Below are 16,282 nucleotides of genomic sequence, written 5' to 3' on the forward strand. Positions count from 1 at the left end.
GCCGTCGCCGCCGCGCTCGCCGACCCGGCGGCCACCGCCGCCGCGGCCGAGCCGCCGGCCGACGCCGAGGCCACCAGGGCCGCCCTGACCGCCGCCGCCGGCCGGCTACGCGCCGCCGCCACCGCCGAGTCCGTGGCCCGCGCCCGCCGCGCCGAACTCGACGCCCTGTCCGCCACCGCCGCGGCCGACGCCACCGAGCTCGCCCCGCTGCGCCTCGCCTCCCGCCGCATCACCAGGCTCGCCGGCCTGGCCGCCGGAACCTCGCCGGAGAACGAGTACCGGATGCGGCTCGAGACCTACGTGCTCGCCGCCCGCCTGGAACAGGTCGCGGCCGTCGCAAGCACCCGACTCCACCGCATGTCCGCCGGCCGGTACACCCTGGTCCACACCGACGCCAGGGCCGCCCACCGCGCCCGCTCAGGCCTCGGCCTGCTCGTCATGGACGCCTGGACGGGGCGCACCCGGGACACCGCCACCCTTTCCGGGGGCGAGTCCTTCTTCGTCTCCCTCGCCCTCGCGCTCGGCCTCGCCGACGTCGTCGCCGAGGAGGCCGGCGGCCCCCGGCTCGACACCCTCTTCGTCGACGAGGGCTTCGGCAGCCTCGACGAGCAGTCGCTCGACGAGGTGCTCGACGTGCTCGACGGGCTGCGCGAGCACGACCGCAGCGTCGCCATCGTCAGCCACGTCCCCGACCTGCGCGCCCGCATCCCCGCCCAACTGGAGGTCGTCAAGACCCGCCACGGCTCCACCGTCCGCCACCGCACCGGATGAGCCCCGAGAAAACCGGCTGACACCCACCGGCCCCATTCGGCAGTCCCAAGCCGCCGTCGAGCCGGCGCCGGGCGTGGAAGGTCGTGCCCGGCGCCGGCCCGTGGGTCAGAGCGCGGCCAACTCCGCCTCCAGGTCGTCGAGCCCGAGCGAGCCCTGGGACAGTGCCGCCATGTGCCACTTCTTCGCGTCGAACGCCGCGCCCCGCGCCGCGCGTGCCGCCTCCCGGCCCCGCAGCCAGGCCCGTTCGCCCAGCTTGTAGCCGATCGCCTGGCCCGGCATGCCCAGGTAGCGCACCAGCTCGCTCTCCACGAACTCCGCCGGCCGTCCGTTGTGCCGCCGCATGAACTCGAGACCCAGTTCGGGCGTCCACCGCTCGCCGGGGTGGAACGGCGAGTCCGCCGGGATCTCCAGCTCCAGGTGCATGCCGATGTCGATGATCACCCGCACCGCGCGCATCATCTGGCAGTCCAGGTAGCCGAGACGGCGCTCGGCGTTGCGCAGGAAGCCCAACTCGTCCATGAGCCGCTCCGCGTACAGCGCCCACCCCTCCGCGTTGGCGCTGACCATGCCCACCGTCGTCTGGTACCGGGAGAGGTCGTCCGCCACGTGCGCCCACTGCGCCAACTGCAGGTGGTGGCCCGGTACTCCCTCGTGGTACCAGGTCGACACCAGGTCGTAGACCGGGAAGCGGGTCTCGCCCAGCGTGGGCAGCCAGGTGCGCCCGGGCCGCGTGAAGTCCAGCGACGGCGACGTGTAGTAGGGGGCGGCGGCGCTGCCCGCGGGAGCGATCATCGACTCCACCCGCTTGACCCGCTCCGCCAGTTCGAAGTGGGTGCCGTCCAGCGCCTCGATCGCCTCGTCCATCAGCCGCTGCAGCCAGACCCGCACCTCCTCGACGCCCTCGACGGCCTCGCCCGCCGTGTCGAGGTGGCGCAGCGCCTCCCACGGAGTGGCGCCCGGCAGGATCTTCTCCGCCTCGGCCCGCATCTCCGCGTGCAGCCGGTGGAACTCCGACCAGCCGTAGGCGTACGCCTCGTCCAGGTCGAGGTCGGTGCCGTTCCAGTAGCGCACCCACCGGGCGTACCGCTCGCGGCCGACGATCTCCGGCGCGCCCTCGACCGCCGGCGCGTACACGTCGCGCAGCCAGTCCCGCAGCCGCGCCACGGCCCCGGTCGCCTCCTCGGCCGCCGCGTCGAGCTCGGCACGCAGCTTCTCCGGCCCACCGGCGACGAAGCCGGCGAACCAACTCCCGTCGTCCGCGCCGCCGATCCACTCGCCCAGCTGCCCGATCACCGTGGAAACCTGCCGCGGTCCGGCCGGCAGCCGGCGCTCCAACCCCGCGGCCAGCGACTGCCGGTAGCTCTCCGCCGCGTCCGGCAGCGCCCGCAGCCGCCTGGCCACCGTCGCCCAGTCCTCGTCCGACTCGGTGGGCATCAGGTTGAAGACGTCCCGCGTCTCGTGGATCGGCGAGAAGAGGTTGCTCACCGCGCGGAGCGACTCGCCGGCCTCGTGCACCGCGAGTTCGGCGGTCAGCCGCTCGCGCAGCAGCCGCGCGCAGCGCCGCTCGCCGGCGGACTCGGCGCCGGGCAGCGACTCGGCGACGGCGAGCCGCTCCAGCGTCGTGCGGGCCAGCTCGGCGCGGGCCTCCTGGCCGGCGGGGGAGTAGTCGGGCAGGCGGTCCGCGCTCTCGGGGACTCCGAGGAAGGTGCCGGTGATCGGGTCGAGTTCGACGAGCGCGTCCACATAACTGTCGGCGAGCTGACGGGGGAGCGAGGTGCTGGTGTCACTGGTGATAACGGACATGCGCCCATCCTGGTACGACGGGGCCGGGTTCGTCATCAGCATTCGGCCCCGACATTCCTGACCGGCCGGGCGGCTCGGGCCGTCCGCGACTCAGCCGTGGGCGCGCGCCGGGAGCACGGTCGCCGTGGGCCGGGCCGCCAGCCTGGCGGAGAGCACCACGGCGCCCTCCTCGGGGTGCCGCTCCACGGAGAGGCCGACGGCACGCATCACCGCGAGCATCCCCGCGTCGGACGGCGAGGCCACGGTGTAGACGGCCTCGCGCTGTTCCCGGGCAGCCATCTCCACCAGCGCCCGCAGGAGCGCGGAACCCACCCCCCGCCGCTGCCAGGCGTCCTCCACCAGCAACGCCACCTCGGCCTCCGTGCCGTCCCACAGCAGGTGCCCGAGGCCCACGAGGCGGCCGGACACCGTCCTGGCGGCCAACGCGCGGCCGTGCCGCGGGTCGAGCAGGTGCGGCAGGTAGCCGTCCGCCTCGTCCGCCGGGCCGTGGTAGCGGCGGGCGAGCGTGTCGGGCGAGCAGCGCCGGTGCAGGGCGAGCGCCGCGTCGAGGTCGTCGGGGCCCGCCGCGCGCAGCAGGATCAGCTCGCTCATCGGACGCGCCGACCCCCTGTCGCACGCCGCCCCACCGTCCGGCACGTGCCGGTGGCCGTCGGCCCGCCGGCGATCTGAGCCGTCCCCCCGCGGTCTCTGGCGCGGAACGCCGATCGAGCCGCTCGGTACATCGGAGTCTGCCATGCAAGCACTGTCGTCCTCGGTTATTGCGTGATCACGAACGCCCTGTGACCGGACGGTAAAGGAGGCTTCCGGCGGAAATGTTCCCTTCGCTTCCGCCACGTTGGTCCACCCCCGCACCACGCCGGCCGATCCGCCCGGGCCGTGTCCGCGCCGACCGGCGCGGCCCGCCCGGGCCGTCCCTGGGCACCGTACTCCCGTGACTGGTCAACGCCCTTGTCGAGACACGAAATTGAGCCTCTTCCGACAGAAAACGCGAGGCTCGGCGCGGGTGTTCCCGAGGTGGCCGGCGGAGTCGGCTGGACAGCACGCGTCCGCTCGGGTGGGATGGGAGGGTGGCTGAGCACCTCATGACGGACGACACCGCCCTCCGCGACTTCGAGGCGCACCGGAGTCTGCTGTTCGGGGTGGCCTACCGGATGCTGGGCCGGGTCAGCGACGCCGAGGACGCCGTGCAGGAGGCGTGGCTGCGCTGGTCGGCGGCCGACCGGTCCGCCGTCGAGGAGCCACGCGGCTACCTGGTGCGGATCGTGAGCCGGCTGGCGGTCGACCGCCTGCGCCAGCTCGCGGCCCGCCGCGAGTCCTACGTCGGCCCCTGGCTGCCCGAGCCGCTGCCCGCCGACCGGGCCGTCGCCGAGCTCACCGCCGCTCCGGACGGCGCCGAGCGGGCCGTGCTCGCCGACACCGTCTCCTACGCGGTGCTCGTCGTCCTGGAATCGCTCTCCCCGCTGGAGCGCGCGGTGTTCGTGCTGCGGGAGGCGTTCGCCCTGCCCTTCGCCGAGATCGCCGCCGCGCTCGGTCGCACCGAGTCGGCCGTCCGCCAACTCGCCGGCCGCGCCCGCCGCCACGTCGCCGAGCGCCGCCCCAGGTACCCGGTGGACGCCGGGGAGCGGCGCGACCTCACCGAGCGGTTCCTGGCGGCCGCGCTGGAGGGCGACCTCGAAGGGCTGGTCTCGGTCCTCGCCCCCGACGTGACGCTGACCGGCGACAGCGGCGGGATCGGCAAGGGCCCGCTCCGGGTCATCGAGGGCACGGACAAGGTGGGCCGCTTCCTGGCCGGCATCGGAGGCCGCGCGCCCGCGCAACCCGGCTTCCTGGTCACCGAGTTCAACGGCGTGCCGGGACTCCTCGTCACCAGCGCCGGCCGCCCGTTCAGCGTCATCCTGCTGGAGGCGAGCGGCGGCACGCTGCGCCGGATCTACCTGATCAGCAACCCCGAGAAGCTGGCCCATCTGTCGGCCGCCTGACGCGCGCGACAGCACACCTAGCGGCCGCCGGCGACCCGCAGCACGGCGCCCGTGGTGTAGGAGGCCTCGGGCGAGAGCAGCCAGGCCACGGCGGCGGCGATCTCCTCGGGGCGCCCCACCCGGCCCAGCGGGGTGGCCCGCCCGATCCGCTCCCCGCGCCCGGGGTCGCCCATCGCCGCGTGCATCTCGGTGTCGACCGCCCCGGGCTGCACCGAGTTCACCCGCACCCCCTCGGGCCCGAGCTCCTTGGCGAGGCCGAGCGTCACGGTGTCGACGGCCGCCTTGGACGCCGCGTAGTGGACGTACTCGCCCGGGCCGCCCAGCGTGGCCGCGCCCGACGAGACGTTCACGATCGCCCCGCCGCCCCCGCCGTGCCGCGTGGACATCTCCCTGGCCGCGCGCCTGGCGCACAGCAGGGTCCCCAGCACGTTGACGTCGAGCACCCGGCGCATCACCTCGGTCGCGGTCTCCGTGAAGGCACCGAGCGGCCCGGTGACGGCCGCGTTGTTCACCAGCCCGGTCACCGGCCCGAGTTCGCCGACCGCGGCGTCGAAGAGAGCGTCCACCTCGGCCTCGACGCTCACGTCCGCCCGCACCGCGACCGCCCGCCGCCCGGCCGCACGCACGCGCGCCACGACCTCGCCGGCCGCCGCCTCGTCCCTGGCGAACCCGATGGCCACGTCGTGCCCGTCCGCCGCCAGCCGCACCGCCACTGCGGCGCCGATGCCCCGACTGCCCCCGGTCACCACCGTCACCGACCGCCGCTTCCCGTGTCCCGCCATGCTCACGGCTCCCTCCTCCACTCAGATGAACGATCATATATGCGAGCGGGCGCGAGGCGGGCGCACGGTGTGCCTCCTATTGGTCTTGACCAAGCCTCGGCGGCGACCTAGGGTCTATATACGCAACAACCTTTCATAATCACCGTATTCATCGTCACCGGACCGCCGGCGCGCGGCCGTCCGGGGTCGGAAGCGCCCGTGGAGGCCAGGGTGGGGAGCACGCAGCTCGACCAGCAGACGTCGGAGCCCAAGTACTGGCACCTCAAGACCGTCCTCACCGAGGCGCTCGACACCGAGTTCTCCGTCGGCCAGGCCCTGCCCAACGAGCGGGAGCTCGCGGCCCGCTTCGGCGTCGCCCGCGCCACCCTCCGGCAGGCCCTTGACCAGCTGGAGCTCGAGGGCCGCCTCCAGCGCCGCCGCGGCGTCGGCACCACCGTCGCGCCGCCCCGCGTGGGCGTCGACGTCAGCCCCCGCCGCCACACCTGGCCGGGCGCCCCCGGGGACGCCTGGGTCACCACCGACTGCGCCGCCGCGCCGCCGCCCACCGCCGTGGCCCGGATGCTCGACGTCCGCCCCGACGAGCCGGTCGAGGTCGTGCACCGCGTCCTGGCCACCCACGGCCAGGCCGTCGCCACCGAGCAGCTCTACGTGCCGGCCGGCGTCCTCACCGACTCGGTCCCGCCCCCCGAGGCGGCCGGAGGCGTGGCGCGCGGCCGGCGGATGCTCGCCTGGCTCCAGGAGCTGCGACCCGACAGCCAGGACCGCGCCGTCGAGCTCGGCTCGGCCGGCGCCCCCGAGGCGCGCCGCCTCGACCAGCTGCCCGGCGCCCCCGTCCTCATCGTCACCACTCGTTACACCGCCGCCGGGCGCACGGTCGCCGCCGCCGTCGCGACCTACCGGGCCGACACCTGCCGGCTCACCTTCGGCACCCAGGGCACCGTGTCGCTCAGCGGGAGCTGACCTCCTCCACGGCGAACAGCTCCTCCTCCACCCGGTCGAGCGCCAGCCGCAACGCCCCGGTGGCGACCGCGGCACCTCCCAGCGTGGACGCCACCACCCGTGGCGTCCGCAGGCAGTAGCGCGCCAGCTCCCGCCGCAGCGGCTCCACCACGCCGTCGAGGCCGGCCGCCCAACCGCCGATGACCACCAGCTCGGGGTCGAGCGCCAGCACCAGCGCGGTCACGTCGTGCACCAGCTGCTCCACGAAGCGCTCCACCGCCCGGGTAGCGCCCGCGTCCCCCTCGGCGGCGCGCGCGAACACAGCCGCCACCGCCGGCTCGTCCAGCGGGTCGAGCGGCTCGCCCGAGGTGGAGAGCAGCCGCTCGGGCTCCGCCTGGCGCCCCAGCAGATGCAGCGCGCCGATCTCCCCGGCCGCCCCGCCGTGCCCCCGGTGCAGCCGGCCCCCGATCAACGAGCCGGCCCCTGGGCTCAACCCCGCCAGCACCATCACCACGTCGTCCGCGCCCACCGCCGCGCCCGACCAGCGCTCCGCGAGCACCGCCGCGTTGGCGTCGTTCTCCACCAGCACCTGACAGCCGAACTCGGCCCGCAGCAGCTCGCCGAGACGCAGCCCGGTCCAGCCGGGCAGTGCCGTGCACAACCGCACCGTGCCCTCGGCGCCCACGATCCCCGGGCTGCCCACCCCGACAGCCCGCAGCATGCCGGGCTCCACCGCGCGCTCCCGCAGCAGCCCGCCGGCCACCTCCACCGCCCCGGCCAGCCGCTCCTCGGCCGCGGCCCGCACCGACACCTCGCGCGCCAGCGAGCCGAGCCGCCGCCCCGTCAGGTCCGCCAGCACCGCGGACAGCCGGCGCGGCCCCACCTCGACGCCCAGCACCACGCCCGACTCGCCGCGGAACCTGAACCGTCGCGCCGGTCGCCCGAGCCGGCGCGCGCCGCCCGGCTCGGCCGCGTCCGTCTCCGCGACCAGTCCGGCCCGCGCCAGGCCGTCGAGGACTCCCTCGACCGTCGGCCGGGAGAGCCCCGTCACCCGGGCCAGGTCGGTCAACGAGCAGGACGGCTCGGCGTCCCGCAGCGCCCTGAGCACCACGGCCGAGTTGATCCGACGCAACAGGGAGGGATCCCCGCCCAGCAGACCGGTCACGCCGCCTCCGACCTCGTCAGCACCAGCAACCCCCGGCACCAACCTACGCCGTCGGCGGCGCCGCCACCGACCGCGCCGCTACAGGATGGCGCCCGGCCGGTAGCCGGCCGCCTCCGGATAGCGCTTGACGACGTCCTCGACCCGCGCCACCACGCCGGCCACCTGTCCCGCGGCCGCGCCGGTGAACGACAGCCGGTCCGCCATCAGCGCGTCGAGCCCGGCCCGGTCGAGCGGGATCCGCTCGTCGGCCGCCAGCCGGTCGAGCAGCTCGTTGCGCTCCGCGCCCTCCCGCATCGCGAGCGCCGAGGCCACCGCGTGCTCCTTGATGACCTCGTGTGCCGTCTCCCGGCCCACCCCGGCCCGGACGGCCGCCATCAGCACCTTGGTGGTGGCCAGGAACGGCAGGTAGCGGTCGAGCTCCCGCGCCACCACGGGGCGGAAGGCGCCGAACTCGTCGAGCACGGTCAGGAAGGTCTCCACCAGGCCGTCGAACGCGAAGAACGCGTCCGGCAGCGCCACCCGGCGCACCACGGAGCACGAGACGTCACCCTCGTTCCACTGGTCGCCCGCCAGCTCACCCGTCATCGACGCGTAGCCCCGAAGGATGACCGCGAGCCCGTTGACCCGCTCACAGGACCTGGTGTTCATCTTGTGCGGCATCGCGGACGAGCCGACCTGGCCCGGCTGGAAGCCCTCGGTCACCAGCTCCTGCCCGGCCATCAGCCGGATCGTCTTGGCCAGCGAGGACGGCGCCGCCGCCAGCTGCGCCAGGGCCGTGGTCACCTCGTAGTCGAGCGACCGCGGGTACACCTGCCCGACCGAGGTGAGGACCTGCCCGAAGCCCAGGTGCCCCGCGATCCGGCCCTCGAGCTCGGCCAGCTTCCGCTCGTCCCCGCCCAGCAGGTCGAGCATGTCCTGGGAGGTGCCCACCGGGCCCTTGACGCCGCGCAGCGGATACCGGGCCAGCAGCTCCTCCAGCCGGCCGAACGCCACCAGCAGCTCGTCGGCCGCCGTGGCGAAACGCTTCCCCAACGTGGTGGCCTGCGCCGGCACGTTGTGCGAGCGGCCGGCCATCACCAGCTCCGCGTGCTCGCCCGCCAGCCGGCCGAGCCGCGCCAGCAGCGCCACCGTCCGGTCCCGCGCCAGTTCGAGCGAGAGCCGGATCTGCAACTGCTCGACGTTCTCGGTCAGGTCCCGGGACGTCATGCCCTTGTGTACCTGCTCGTGCCCGGCGAGCGCGTTGAACTCCTCGATCCGCGCCTTCACGTCGTGCCGGGTGACCCGCTCGCGCGCCGCGATGGAGGCCAGGTCCACGGTCTCGACCACCCGCTCGTAGTCGGCGACCGCCCCGGGCGCCACCGGCACCCCCAGCTCGTCGAGAGCTCGCAGCACCGCCAGCCACAGCCGGCGCTCCAACACCACCTTGTACTCGGGGGACCAGAGGGCGGCCAGATCGACGGAGGCGTAGCGGGCGGCGAGAACGTTCGGAATGCGCGGCTTGTCAGTCACGCCACCGGATTCTACGGCCCGCTCGCCGGCTCGGTCGGCTGGTCCTCCCAGGTCAGCGGCAGCAGGTCGGGGCGCTTGGGCGCCCGGCCGTCCCCCGAGGAGCGGCCCGTCAACCGGCGCCCGATCCACGGCAGCAGGTGCTCCCGCGCGAACCTGAGGTCCGCGCCCCGCCGCGCCGCCCAGCGGGCCGGCGTCGACATGGGCAGCGGCTCGTCCCAGTCGAAGGTCGGCGGGTGGCCCAGGCCCTGCCAGACCGCCTCGGCCACCCGCCGGTGCCCCTCGGGCGTCAGGTGCAGCCGGTCGTCCGCCCACATCCGCGGATCGCCGATCGCCCGCGACTCGAACAGGTCGATCACCAGGGCGCCGTGCCGCTCCGCCAACTCGTCGACGAACGAGAACAGCCGCTCCATCCTCGGCCGGTACCGCTCCAGCACCGGACCGCGCCGCCCCGGGGTGCGCATCAGCACCAGCCGCCCGCACGAGGGCGCGAGCGCCGCGACCGACCGCTCCAGGGCGTCGCACACCGCGTCCAGGTCGCAACGCGGCCGCAGCACGTCGTTCAACCCGCCGACCAGCGTGACCAGATCGGCGCCCATCGCCGCGGCGACCGGCACCTGGTCCGCCGCGATCTGGTCGATGAGCTTGCCGCGCACCGCGAGGTTCGCGTACCTGAACCCGGCCCGCCGCTCGGCGAGACGGCGGGCCAGCAGATCGGCCCAGCCCCGGTAGGTGCCGTCCGGGAGGGCGTCCGACATGCCCTCGGTGAACGAGTCACCGAGGGCCACATAGCTACGGAATTCAGCGCTGTCCATGACCGCACCATGGTAGGACGCCGAGGGCCGGCGACGCGGAACGATGCGGCGTCGCCGGCCCTCGGCGGGAGCGGGGCCGCTCAGTGCACGGGGGCCACCGGCGCCTGTTCCCCGGCGGCGTCGCCCTCCTCCGCCGCCAACCGCTCGTTGCCGCTGGCGGTCTTGAGCGGCTTCTCCTTGATGAAGAGGACCACCAGGAAGGCCAGCGCGGCGAACGGGGTGGCGAGCAGGAAGAGTTCGGCGGTCGCCACGCCGTAGGCGTCCTGCACGATCTCCCGGATCGGCTCCGGCAGCAGCGACACGTCGGGCACCGAGTGGGCGCCGCCGGACGCGGCCTCGTCCCCCGTGGCGGGCAGCTGGCTGGCCATCTCGTCCGCGACCCGGTTGGCGAGCACCGCGCCCAGCACGCTGGTACCGATGGTGCCGCCCATGCTGCGGAAGAAGGACAGCACGGAGGTGGCGGCGCCCAGCTCGCGCGCCGGCACGTCGTTCTGCGCGGCCAGCACCAGGTTCTGCATCAGCATGCCGACGCCGATGCCCAGCAGGGCCATGTAGACGCTGAGCAGGCCGAAGTTGGTGTCCCGGTCGATGGTGGCGAGCAGCGCGAGGCCGACGGTCATCACCACGCCGCCGATGACCAGGTGGATCTTCCACACGCCGGTGCGGGTGATGATCTGCCCGGCGACGGTCGACGACACCAGCAGTCCCATGATCATCGGCAGGCCCATCAGGCCCGCGACGGTGGGGGAGTTGCCCAGCGAGATCTGGAAGTACTGGGAGAGGAAGACGGTGCCGCCGAACATCGCGACACCCACCAGCAGGCTGGCGACGGTGGTCAGGGTGACCGTCCGGTTGCGGAAGATGTCCAGCGGGATGATCGGCTCGGGCACCCGGGCCTCGACCCAGACGGCGGCGGCCAGCAGCAGGACGCCGCCGATGGTGAAGGCGGCCGTCTGCCAGGACATCCAGTCGAACTCGTTGCCGGCCAGGGTGATCCAGATCAGCAGCGAGCAGACGCCGGAGACGATCAGGAAGGCGCCCAGGTAGTCGATCTTGATCTCGCGGCGGGTGGTCGGGATCGACAGGGTGCGCTGCAGCGTGACGATCGCGGCCAGCGCGAACGGCACCCCGATGAAGAAGCACCAGCGCCAGCCCAGCCAGGAGGTGTCCACCAGCACGCCGCCCACCAGCGGTCCGGCGACCGTGCCCACGGCGAAGACGGCGCCGAAGATGCCCGCGTACTTGCCCAGCTGGCGCGGCGGGATGATGGCCGCCATCACCACCTGGACGAGCGCGGTGAGACCACCGGCGCCGATGCCCTGGACGACCCGGCTGAAGATCAGCAGCCCGACGCCCTGCGAGAAGCCGGCCAGCAGCGAACCGACGACGAACATGGCGAGCGACAGCTGGAGCAGCAGCTTCTTGTTGTAGAGGTCGGAGAGCTTGCCCCACAGCGGGACGGTGGCGGTCATCGCCAGCAGCTCGGAGGTGACGACCCAGGTGTAGGAGGACTGGCTGGCACCCAGGTCGGCGACGATCCGGGGCAGCGCGTTGGCCACCACCGTGCCGGCCAGGATGGCCACGAACATGCCGGCCATCAGGCCGGTCATCGCCTGCAGGATCTGCCGGCTCGTCATGGCGGCCGGACTGTGTTCCGGCGCCTCGGTTGGACTCACGGTTGTTCCTTCTCGGTGACTCGGTGAAAGGGATCCGGCGGAGACCCACGCGCGACGCGCCGCGCGCGGGCCGGCCGTCAGTGGTCGGCCGGCCGGGCGCCGGTCGTCGGCGGTGACGCCGGCAGCCCGGCGGCAAGCTGTGCGAAGGCGCTGTGGAAGATCGGGAGGAACGCCTCGGCGGAGGCGGCGCTCCAGTGTTCGATGGCGACCCGGACCGCGGTGCCGGCCGTGGCCGCCACCAGACGTGGGTAGAGACCGACGGAGTCGCCCGCCCGCTCGCCGAGCCGCTGGGCGACGGCCTCCGCGAGGCCGCGCTCGTCCGCCATGTGCGCACCCAGGCTGCGCACCAGCAGGTGCGGCGCCTGCTGGAGGACCTCGGCGCGCAACCGCCACAACTCGTGCCGGTCCTCGACGTCCGCGAGCTCGGCCGCCAGGGCGTCGCGCACGGCCTCGAGCGGGGACAGCCGCGCCGGCGCGGCGACCACCGCGCTCCTGACCCGCCGCCCGGCGTCGCTGTCGATCATCACGAAGGCGTCGTCGCGGTGTTCGAAGTAGTTGAAGAAGGTGCGTGGTGAGACGCCGACCTCGGCGCTGATCGCCTCCACGGTCACGTTCTCCGCCCCCCGCGCCGCCGCGAGCCGCACCGCGGCCTCGGCCAGCGCCGCCCTGGTGGCGCGCTTCTTCCGCTCGCGCAGCCCCAGGGCCCCCGTTCTCTCACCCACGTATTGCAGGGTATGAAAAAATGCAGAACATGCAAAATTAATTTTCAGTGGGCGCCGGGACGGCGGAAGACGGCCGTCACATGCCCGCCGGCACCCCTCACTCCTCCGGGTGTTTCTCCCCGCCAACGTCGTCCTAGAGGCTGACAGCTGGTCCGGAGGCCCCCTCCCGGTGTGGAAACGTGTGCCCCCGCCGCAGGGCGACCGCACCGCACCGAGCCGACCGCGCCCCACCGCGTGTCGGGAGGACGAGGGAGAGACATGTACGAATGGCTGCGCGACACCATGGTGGGCAGACTCCAACTCCCCGCCGCCGGTGTGCGTCCCGAGGCCACCCCCGAGGAGGCCGGGCTCGACTCGCTCGCCGTCACCGAACTGGTGTTGATCGCCAGGCAGGAACTCGGCCTGGAGCTCGACGAGGACGAGCTCTACGGGCTGCGGACCGTGGCGGAGGTCGCCGAGTTCCTGCGCCGCCGGACCGAGCCAGTAGCGCCGTGACCGCCGGCCGGCCCGCCACCGTGCTCAGCGGCCTCGGCTCCTGGCTGCCACCGACCGTGGTCGCCAACGACACCGTGGCCGCCAGGCTCGGCGTCAGCGAGGAGTGGATCCTCCAGCGCACGGGGGTGCGGACCAGGCGCCGCGTCGAACCGGGCACCGCCACCGTCGAGATGGCCGTCGAGGCCGGCGCCCGCGCCCTGAAGTCCGACGGCGAGGGCCAGGTCGACGCCGTCCTGCTCGCCACCGGCACCCCCGACCGCATCTGCCCGTCGAGCGCCCCCACCGTCGCCGCCCGGCTCGGCCTGTGCGGCGTCGCGGCCCTCGACGTGTCCGCCGCCTGCTCCGGCTTCCTCTACGGCCTCGCCGTCGCCGACGGCCTCCTCGCCGCCCGGACCTTCCACCGGATCCTGCTCGTCGGCGCCGACACCATGTCCTCCGTCCTCGACCCCGAGGACCGCACCACCGCCGCCATCTTCGGCGACGCGGCCGGCGCCGTCGTGCTGCGCGCCGGGGACCCCGCGGAGCCGGGTGCCCTCGGCCCCTTCGTCCTCGGCAGCGACGGCGACCACGGCGACTTCATCCACATCACCGGCGGCGGCTCGCTCGACCGGCGCGGCCCCGTCGCGCTCACCATGGACGGCAGGTCCGTCTTCCGGCACGCCCTCCACCGGATGGGCGGCGCCGTCGCCACCGCGGCCGAGCGGGCCGGCTGGTCGCTGCACGAGGTCGACCGGTTCGCCGTCCACCAGGCCAACGCCCGCATCTCCCGGGCCCTCGCCGCCGACCTCGGCGTCGACCCCGCCCGCTGGGTCAGCAACATCGAGCACGCGGGCAACACCACCGCCGCCTCCGTCCCCCTCCTCCTGGACCACGCCAACCGGGACGGCGACCTGCGCCCGGGACACCGCGTCGTCCTGGCCGCGTTCGGCGCCGGGCTCACCTGGGGCGGCACCAGCGTCACCTGGCCCACGCTCGCCGCCGGGGACTGATGGCCGGGCCGCGCCACCGCCCAGCCCACCCCACGCAAGGAGCCCCACCCATGCCGACCACACCCCACCCGGCCGACACCGCCCGGCCGGCGTTCCCCGCCCTCGACCGCCACCTGCACCGGATGGCGCACGACGGCGCCGGCCACTTCCTGCTCAGCGGCCTCGTCCTGGAACTGGCCGGCCCCCCACCCACCATCGACGAACTGCGCGCCCACGTCCGCGAACGGCTGCCGCTGCTGCCCACGCCCTCCGACGCGCCCGTCGAACGCCACGTGCGGGAACTCCGTGTCACCCCGGGCCCGCACGCCGCGGCCGCCGCCCACGACGAACTGGTCAACCGGCCGCTGGCCCGCCCGGAGGAGCCCTGGGACGTCTGGCTCGTCCACGGCTTCGGCCCCGACCGCCACCTGCTGTGCTACCGCGCCCACCACGCCCTGCACGACGGCCTCACGGTGGCCAGGATCAGCCGCCTGCTCTTCGGCACCGCCCCGGCCACGCCCGCCGTTCCCCGACCGGCGGCCCCCCGACCGCCGTTCGGAGCCCGCGTCGCCGGCCTCACCCGCGTCACCCGGGACGCCGCCCAACTGCTGCGCCCCGCCCCGCGCCGACCCCTGCTCGACCTGCCGCGCAAGAACGAACGCCTCCTCGCCAGCACCACCGTCCCGGTCGGCCGGCTCCGCTCCGCCGCCGGCCGCCTGGGCTGCTCCGTCCTCGACGTCCACCTCGCCGCCCTCTCCCGCGCCGCCGAACGCTTCGACCCCACCGGCTGGACCGGCGAGGGCCGGCGCGCCCGCGGCTTCGGCCTGCCCGTCGCCCTCGGCCAGGACACCGGCCGGCCCTACGTCGGCAACCGCTTCACCATCGCCCTGGTCCCGGTGCCGTGGCAGGAGCCCGACCTGGCCCGCCGCGCCCAGCTGATCGCGCGGCACACCGCCCGCCTCAAGCCCAGATCCACCCGGTGGGCCCACGAGGTCACCTTCGGCCGGCTCGGACCGCGCGGCGTCAGCGCCCTCTCGGACCGGGTCTTCGCCCGCGCCGGCCTCCAGACCACGGTGGTCACGGCCGCCGCCGACCTGGGGTACGAGGGCCGTGAGCCGCTGCGCGTCACCCCCATCAGCTGCCTGCCGGCCCACCTGCCCTGCCTGCCCGCTCTCGTCGTCTGGCGCTCCCGGGCGACCTGCGCCTTCACGGCTGACGCCGCCTTCCCCGAGGCCCGTGAACTCGCGGAACACTGGCGGGTCGCGCTGGACGAGCTCGCCCCCGTCCCCGCCCAGCGGGACCAGGACCGGTGAGCCACCCACCATGCCCGTCTACCGCGCCACCCGCGCCCTGATGCGGCTGGCCGCCGCCACCGCCTGCCCCACCACCGTCGAGGGCCTCGAACACCTGCCGCGCACCGGCCCCGTGCTGCTGGCCGGCAACCACCTCGCCGCCTGCGACACCTTCTTCCTGATGGCCGCCGTACCCCGACGCCTGGTCTTCTTCGGCAAACGCGAGTACTTCACGGCACCCGGGCCGCGCGGTCGCGCCCTCGCCGCCTACTGCGGCGGCCTCGGCTTCCAGCCCGTCGACCGCCGCGGCGGCCCGGCCGCCGCCCGCCGGTTCGTCGCCACCGGCGCCACCCTGCTCGCCGGCGGAGCCGCCCTGGCCATCTACCCCGAGGGCACCAGGTCCCCCGACGGCCGGCTGCACCGCGGCCGGCCCGGCACCGCCGGCATCGCCCTCACCACCGGCGCCCCACTGGTGCCGTTCGGGATCGCCGGCACCGACCTCGTCCAGCCGATCGGCAGCACGCTGCTCCGGCCGCACCGGGTCAGGATCCGCTTCGGCCGGCCCCTCGACTACTCGGCCCTGCGACACCGCCCGCCCCGCCCCGACGGCGCCCCCGCCACCGCGACCCTGCGCGAACTCACCACCCAGCTGATGCACCGGATCGCCGAACTGTCCGAGCAGCCCTACGTCGACACCCCCGCCACCCCGCCGCTCCCGGTACCCCGCTGACCGGACCTCAACCCGACACGGCAACCGGCGCGTCGCCGAACGGCGCGCCGGCCCAGGACACCGCCCGCCACCCCCGCCCGGGCTCGCCCTCCAGTGCCACCACGCCGCCGTTGGGCACCTCGTGCGCCAACACGAACTCGACCGACACGTTCACCGCCCGCACCGCGGTCCACACCCGGATCGCCGAGCCGTGGCCGACCACCGCCACCGCCGACCCCGCCGCTGCCGCCTCGGCCACCACCGCGTCGAGCCGGCCCAGGGCCTCGGCACCGCTCTCCCCGCCCGGCATCCGCACCTCGGTCCGCCCCCGCGCCCAGTCACAGGCCACCCGTCGGTAGGTGCCGACCGCCGCCGCGTCCCCCCGGCCCTCCAACTCCCCGGCCGCAAGCTCGCGGAGGCCGTCCCTGAGCCGCGGTCGGAGCCCTCTGGCGCTCGCCAGCGGTTCCGCCGTCGCCACCGCACGCGCCAGTGTGGACGCGAAGAGCGCGTCGATCCGCTCGCCGGCGAGCAGTTCGGGCAGCGCCGCCGCCTGCCGCCGCCCCTCGGCCGTCAAGTCCTCGCCGGGCGCCGCCGTGTCCAGCAGCCCGGCGAGGTTGGCCGGCGTCTGCCCGTGCCGGATCCACAGCAACCGCATGGGAC

General features: G+C 74.8%; 16 protein-coding genes. 7 read left to right on the plus strand and 9 right to left on the minus strand.

The window, feature by feature from the left end; genetic code table 11:
- The coding region (locus ACFWI8_RS12310) for an SbcC/MukB-like Walker B domain-containing protein (RefSeq protein ID WP_387089210.1) at positions 1-771 on the plus strand (771 nt) is incomplete at its 5' end.
- A 105-nt stretch (positions 772-876) separates the two neighbouring features.
- Here the strand turns inward: ACFWI8_RS12310 and ACFWI8_RS12315 are convergent.
- Positions 877-2,574: a DUF885 domain-containing protein gene (locus ACFWI8_RS12315; protein ID WP_387089213.1), complete on the minus strand. Its 1,698-nt coding sequence runs from the start codon at positions 2,572-2,574 to the stop codon at positions 877-879.
- A 90-nt stretch (positions 2,575-2,664) separates the two neighbouring features.
- Complete coding sequence (locus ACFWI8_RS12320; protein ID WP_311594637.1) at positions 2,665-3,165, minus strand: GNAT family N-acetyltransferase; 501 nt, start codon at positions 3,163-3,165, stop codon at positions 2,665-2,667.
- A 491-nt stretch (positions 3,166-3,656) separates the two neighbouring features.
- Between ACFWI8_RS12320 and sigJ the strand changes: the two genes are divergently transcribed.
- The gene (sigJ, locus tag ACFWI8_RS12325; RefSeq protein ID WP_387089512.1) at positions 3,657-4,553 is read left to right on the plus strand and encodes an RNA polymerase sigma factor SigJ; all 897 of its coding nucleotides are present in this window, start codon (positions 3,657-3,659) and stop codon (positions 4,551-4,553) included.
- Positions 4,554-4,570: 17 nt separating this feature from the next.
- Here sigJ and ACFWI8_RS12330 read toward each other — a convergent pair whose 3' ends face one another.
- Positions 4,571-5,335, minus strand: coding sequence for an SDR family oxidoreductase (locus tag ACFWI8_RS12330; protein WP_387089515.1), 765 nt, complete (start codon positions 5,333-5,335; stop codon positions 4,571-4,573).
- 210 nt (positions 5,336-5,545) lie between these two features.
- On the opposite strand from ACFWI8_RS12330, the gene ACFWI8_RS12335 reads away from it, so the two are divergent.
- Positions 5,546-6,295 (plus strand): GntR family transcriptional regulator, encoded by a 750-nt coding sequence (locus ACFWI8_RS12335; protein ID WP_387089217.1) that lies wholly within the window; start codon positions 5,546-5,548, stop codon positions 6,293-6,295.
- Here ACFWI8_RS12335 and ACFWI8_RS12340 read toward each other — a convergent pair.
- The 5 genes from ACFWI8_RS12340 to ACFWI8_RS12360 form a co-directional block, all read right to left on the minus strand.
- Positions 6,282-7,439, minus strand: coding sequence for an ROK family protein (locus tag ACFWI8_RS12340; protein WP_387089220.1), 1,158 nt, complete (start codon positions 7,437-7,439; stop codon positions 6,282-6,284). The two genes, ACFWI8_RS12335 and ACFWI8_RS12340, sit on opposite strands and share 14 nt — an antisense overlap.
- 78 nt (positions 7,440-7,517) lie before the next feature.
- Positions 7,518-8,948 carry an adenylosuccinate lyase gene (gene purB, locus ACFWI8_RS12345; protein WP_387089222.1) on the minus strand — a complete coding sequence of 477 codons (1,431 nt, stop codon included), beginning with the start codon at positions 8,946-8,948 and terminating at the stop codon, positions 7,518-7,520.
- Between the two features lie 11 nt (positions 8,949-8,959).
- Positions 8,960-9,760, minus strand: a complete 801-nt coding sequence (locus ACFWI8_RS12350) for an SGNH/GDSL hydrolase family protein (protein WP_387089225.1) — start codon at positions 9,758-9,760, stop codon at positions 8,960-8,962.
- 80 nt (positions 9,761-9,840) lie between these two features.
- Complete coding sequence (locus ACFWI8_RS12355) at positions 9,841-11,397, minus strand: MDR family MFS transporter (RefSeq protein WP_387089518.1); 1,557 nt, start codon at positions 11,395-11,397, stop codon at positions 9,841-9,843.
- A 116-nt stretch (positions 11,398-11,513) separates the two neighbouring features.
- A complete protein-coding gene (locus tag ACFWI8_RS12360) occupies positions 11,514-12,158 on the minus strand; it encodes a TetR family transcriptional regulator (protein ID WP_387089228.1) in 645 nt (214 codons plus the stop codon).
- 258 nt (positions 12,159-12,416) lie between these two features.
- On the opposite strand from ACFWI8_RS12360, the gene ACFWI8_RS12365 reads away from it, so the two are divergent.
- From ACFWI8_RS12365 to ACFWI8_RS12380, 4 genes are read left to right on the plus strand one after another with little or no spacing between them, the layout of a single operon-like run.
- Entirely contained in the window at positions 12,417-12,653 is a 237-nt protein-coding gene (locus ACFWI8_RS12365) for an acyl carrier protein (protein ID WP_311594643.1), read from the plus strand.
- On the plus strand, positions 12,650-13,642 hold the full coding sequence (locus ACFWI8_RS12370; RefSeq protein ID WP_311594644.1) for a beta-ketoacyl-ACP synthase 3: 993 nt from the start codon (positions 12,650-12,652) through the stop codon (positions 13,640-13,642). Before ACFWI8_RS12365 ends, ACFWI8_RS12370 begins: the two co-directional genes overlap by 4 nt.
- A gap of 50 nt (positions 13,643-13,692) precedes the next feature.
- On the plus strand, positions 13,693-14,934 hold the full coding sequence (locus tag ACFWI8_RS12375; protein ID WP_387089232.1) for a wax ester/triacylglycerol synthase domain-containing protein: 1,242 nt from the start codon (positions 13,693-13,695) through the stop codon (positions 14,932-14,934).
- 10 nt (positions 14,935-14,944) lie between these two features.
- Positions 14,945-15,643 carry a lysophospholipid acyltransferase family protein gene (locus tag ACFWI8_RS12380; RefSeq protein ID WP_387089235.1) on the plus strand — a complete coding sequence of 233 codons (699 nt, stop codon included), beginning with the start codon at positions 14,945-14,947 and terminating at the stop codon, positions 15,641-15,643.
- 7 nt (positions 15,644-15,650) lie between these two features.
- Here ACFWI8_RS12380 and ACFWI8_RS12385 read toward each other — a convergent pair whose 3' ends face one another.
- A complete protein-coding gene (locus ACFWI8_RS12385; RefSeq protein ID WP_387089238.1) occupies positions 15,651-16,277 on the minus strand; it encodes a histidine phosphatase family protein in 627 nt (208 codons plus the stop codon).
- Positions 16,278-16,282: the final 5 nt, after the last annotated feature.

Source organism: Streptomyces sp. NPDC127098, from assembly GCF_042722465.1.
GTDB lineage: Bacteria > Actinomycetota > Actinomycetes > Streptomycetales > Streptomycetaceae > Streptomyces > Streptomyces millisiae.

What these genes read in the sequence shown, in the direction of transcription:
- ACFWI8_RS12315 (WP_387089213.1), bottom strand. Translation starts at nt 2,574, where the DNA reads ATGTCCGTTATCACCAGTGACACCAGCACCTCGCTCCCCCGTCAGCTC.
- ACFWI8_RS12320 (WP_311594637.1), bottom strand. Translation starts at nt 3,165, where the DNA reads ATGAGCGAGCTGATCCTGCTGCGCGCGGCGGGCCCCGACGACCTCGAC.
- sigJ (WP_387089512.1), top strand. Translation starts at nt 3,657, where the DNA reads ATGACGGACGACACCGCCCTCCGCGACTTCGAGGCGCACCGGAGTCTG.
- ACFWI8_RS12330 (WP_387089515.1), bottom strand. Translation starts at nt 5,335, where the DNA reads ATGGCGGGACACGGGAAGCGGCGGTCGGTGACGGTGGTGACCGGGGGC.
- ACFWI8_RS12350 (WP_387089225.1), bottom strand. Translation starts at nt 9,760, where the DNA reads ATGGACAGCGCTGAATTCCGTAGCTATGTGGCCCTCGGTGACTCGTTC.
- ACFWI8_RS12355 (WP_387089518.1), bottom strand. Translation starts at nt 11,397, where the DNA reads ATGACGAGCCGGCAGATCCTGCAGGCGATGACCGGCCTGATGGCCGGC.
- ACFWI8_RS12365 (WP_311594643.1), top strand. Translation starts at nt 12,417, where the DNA reads ATGTACGAATGGCTGCGCGACACCATGGTGGGCAGACTCCAACTCCCC.
- ACFWI8_RS12375 (WP_387089232.1), top strand. Translation starts at nt 13,693, where the DNA reads ATGCCGACCACACCCCACCCGGCCGACACCGCCCGGCCGGCGTTCCCC.
- ACFWI8_RS12380 (WP_387089235.1), top strand. Translation starts at nt 14,945, where the DNA reads ATGCCCGTCTACCGCGCCACCCGCGCCCTGATGCGGCTGGCCGCCGCC.
- ACFWI8_RS12385 (WP_387089238.1), bottom strand. Translation starts at nt 16,277, where the DNA reads ATGCGGTTGCTGTGGATCCGGCACGGGCAGACGCCGGCCAACCTCGCC.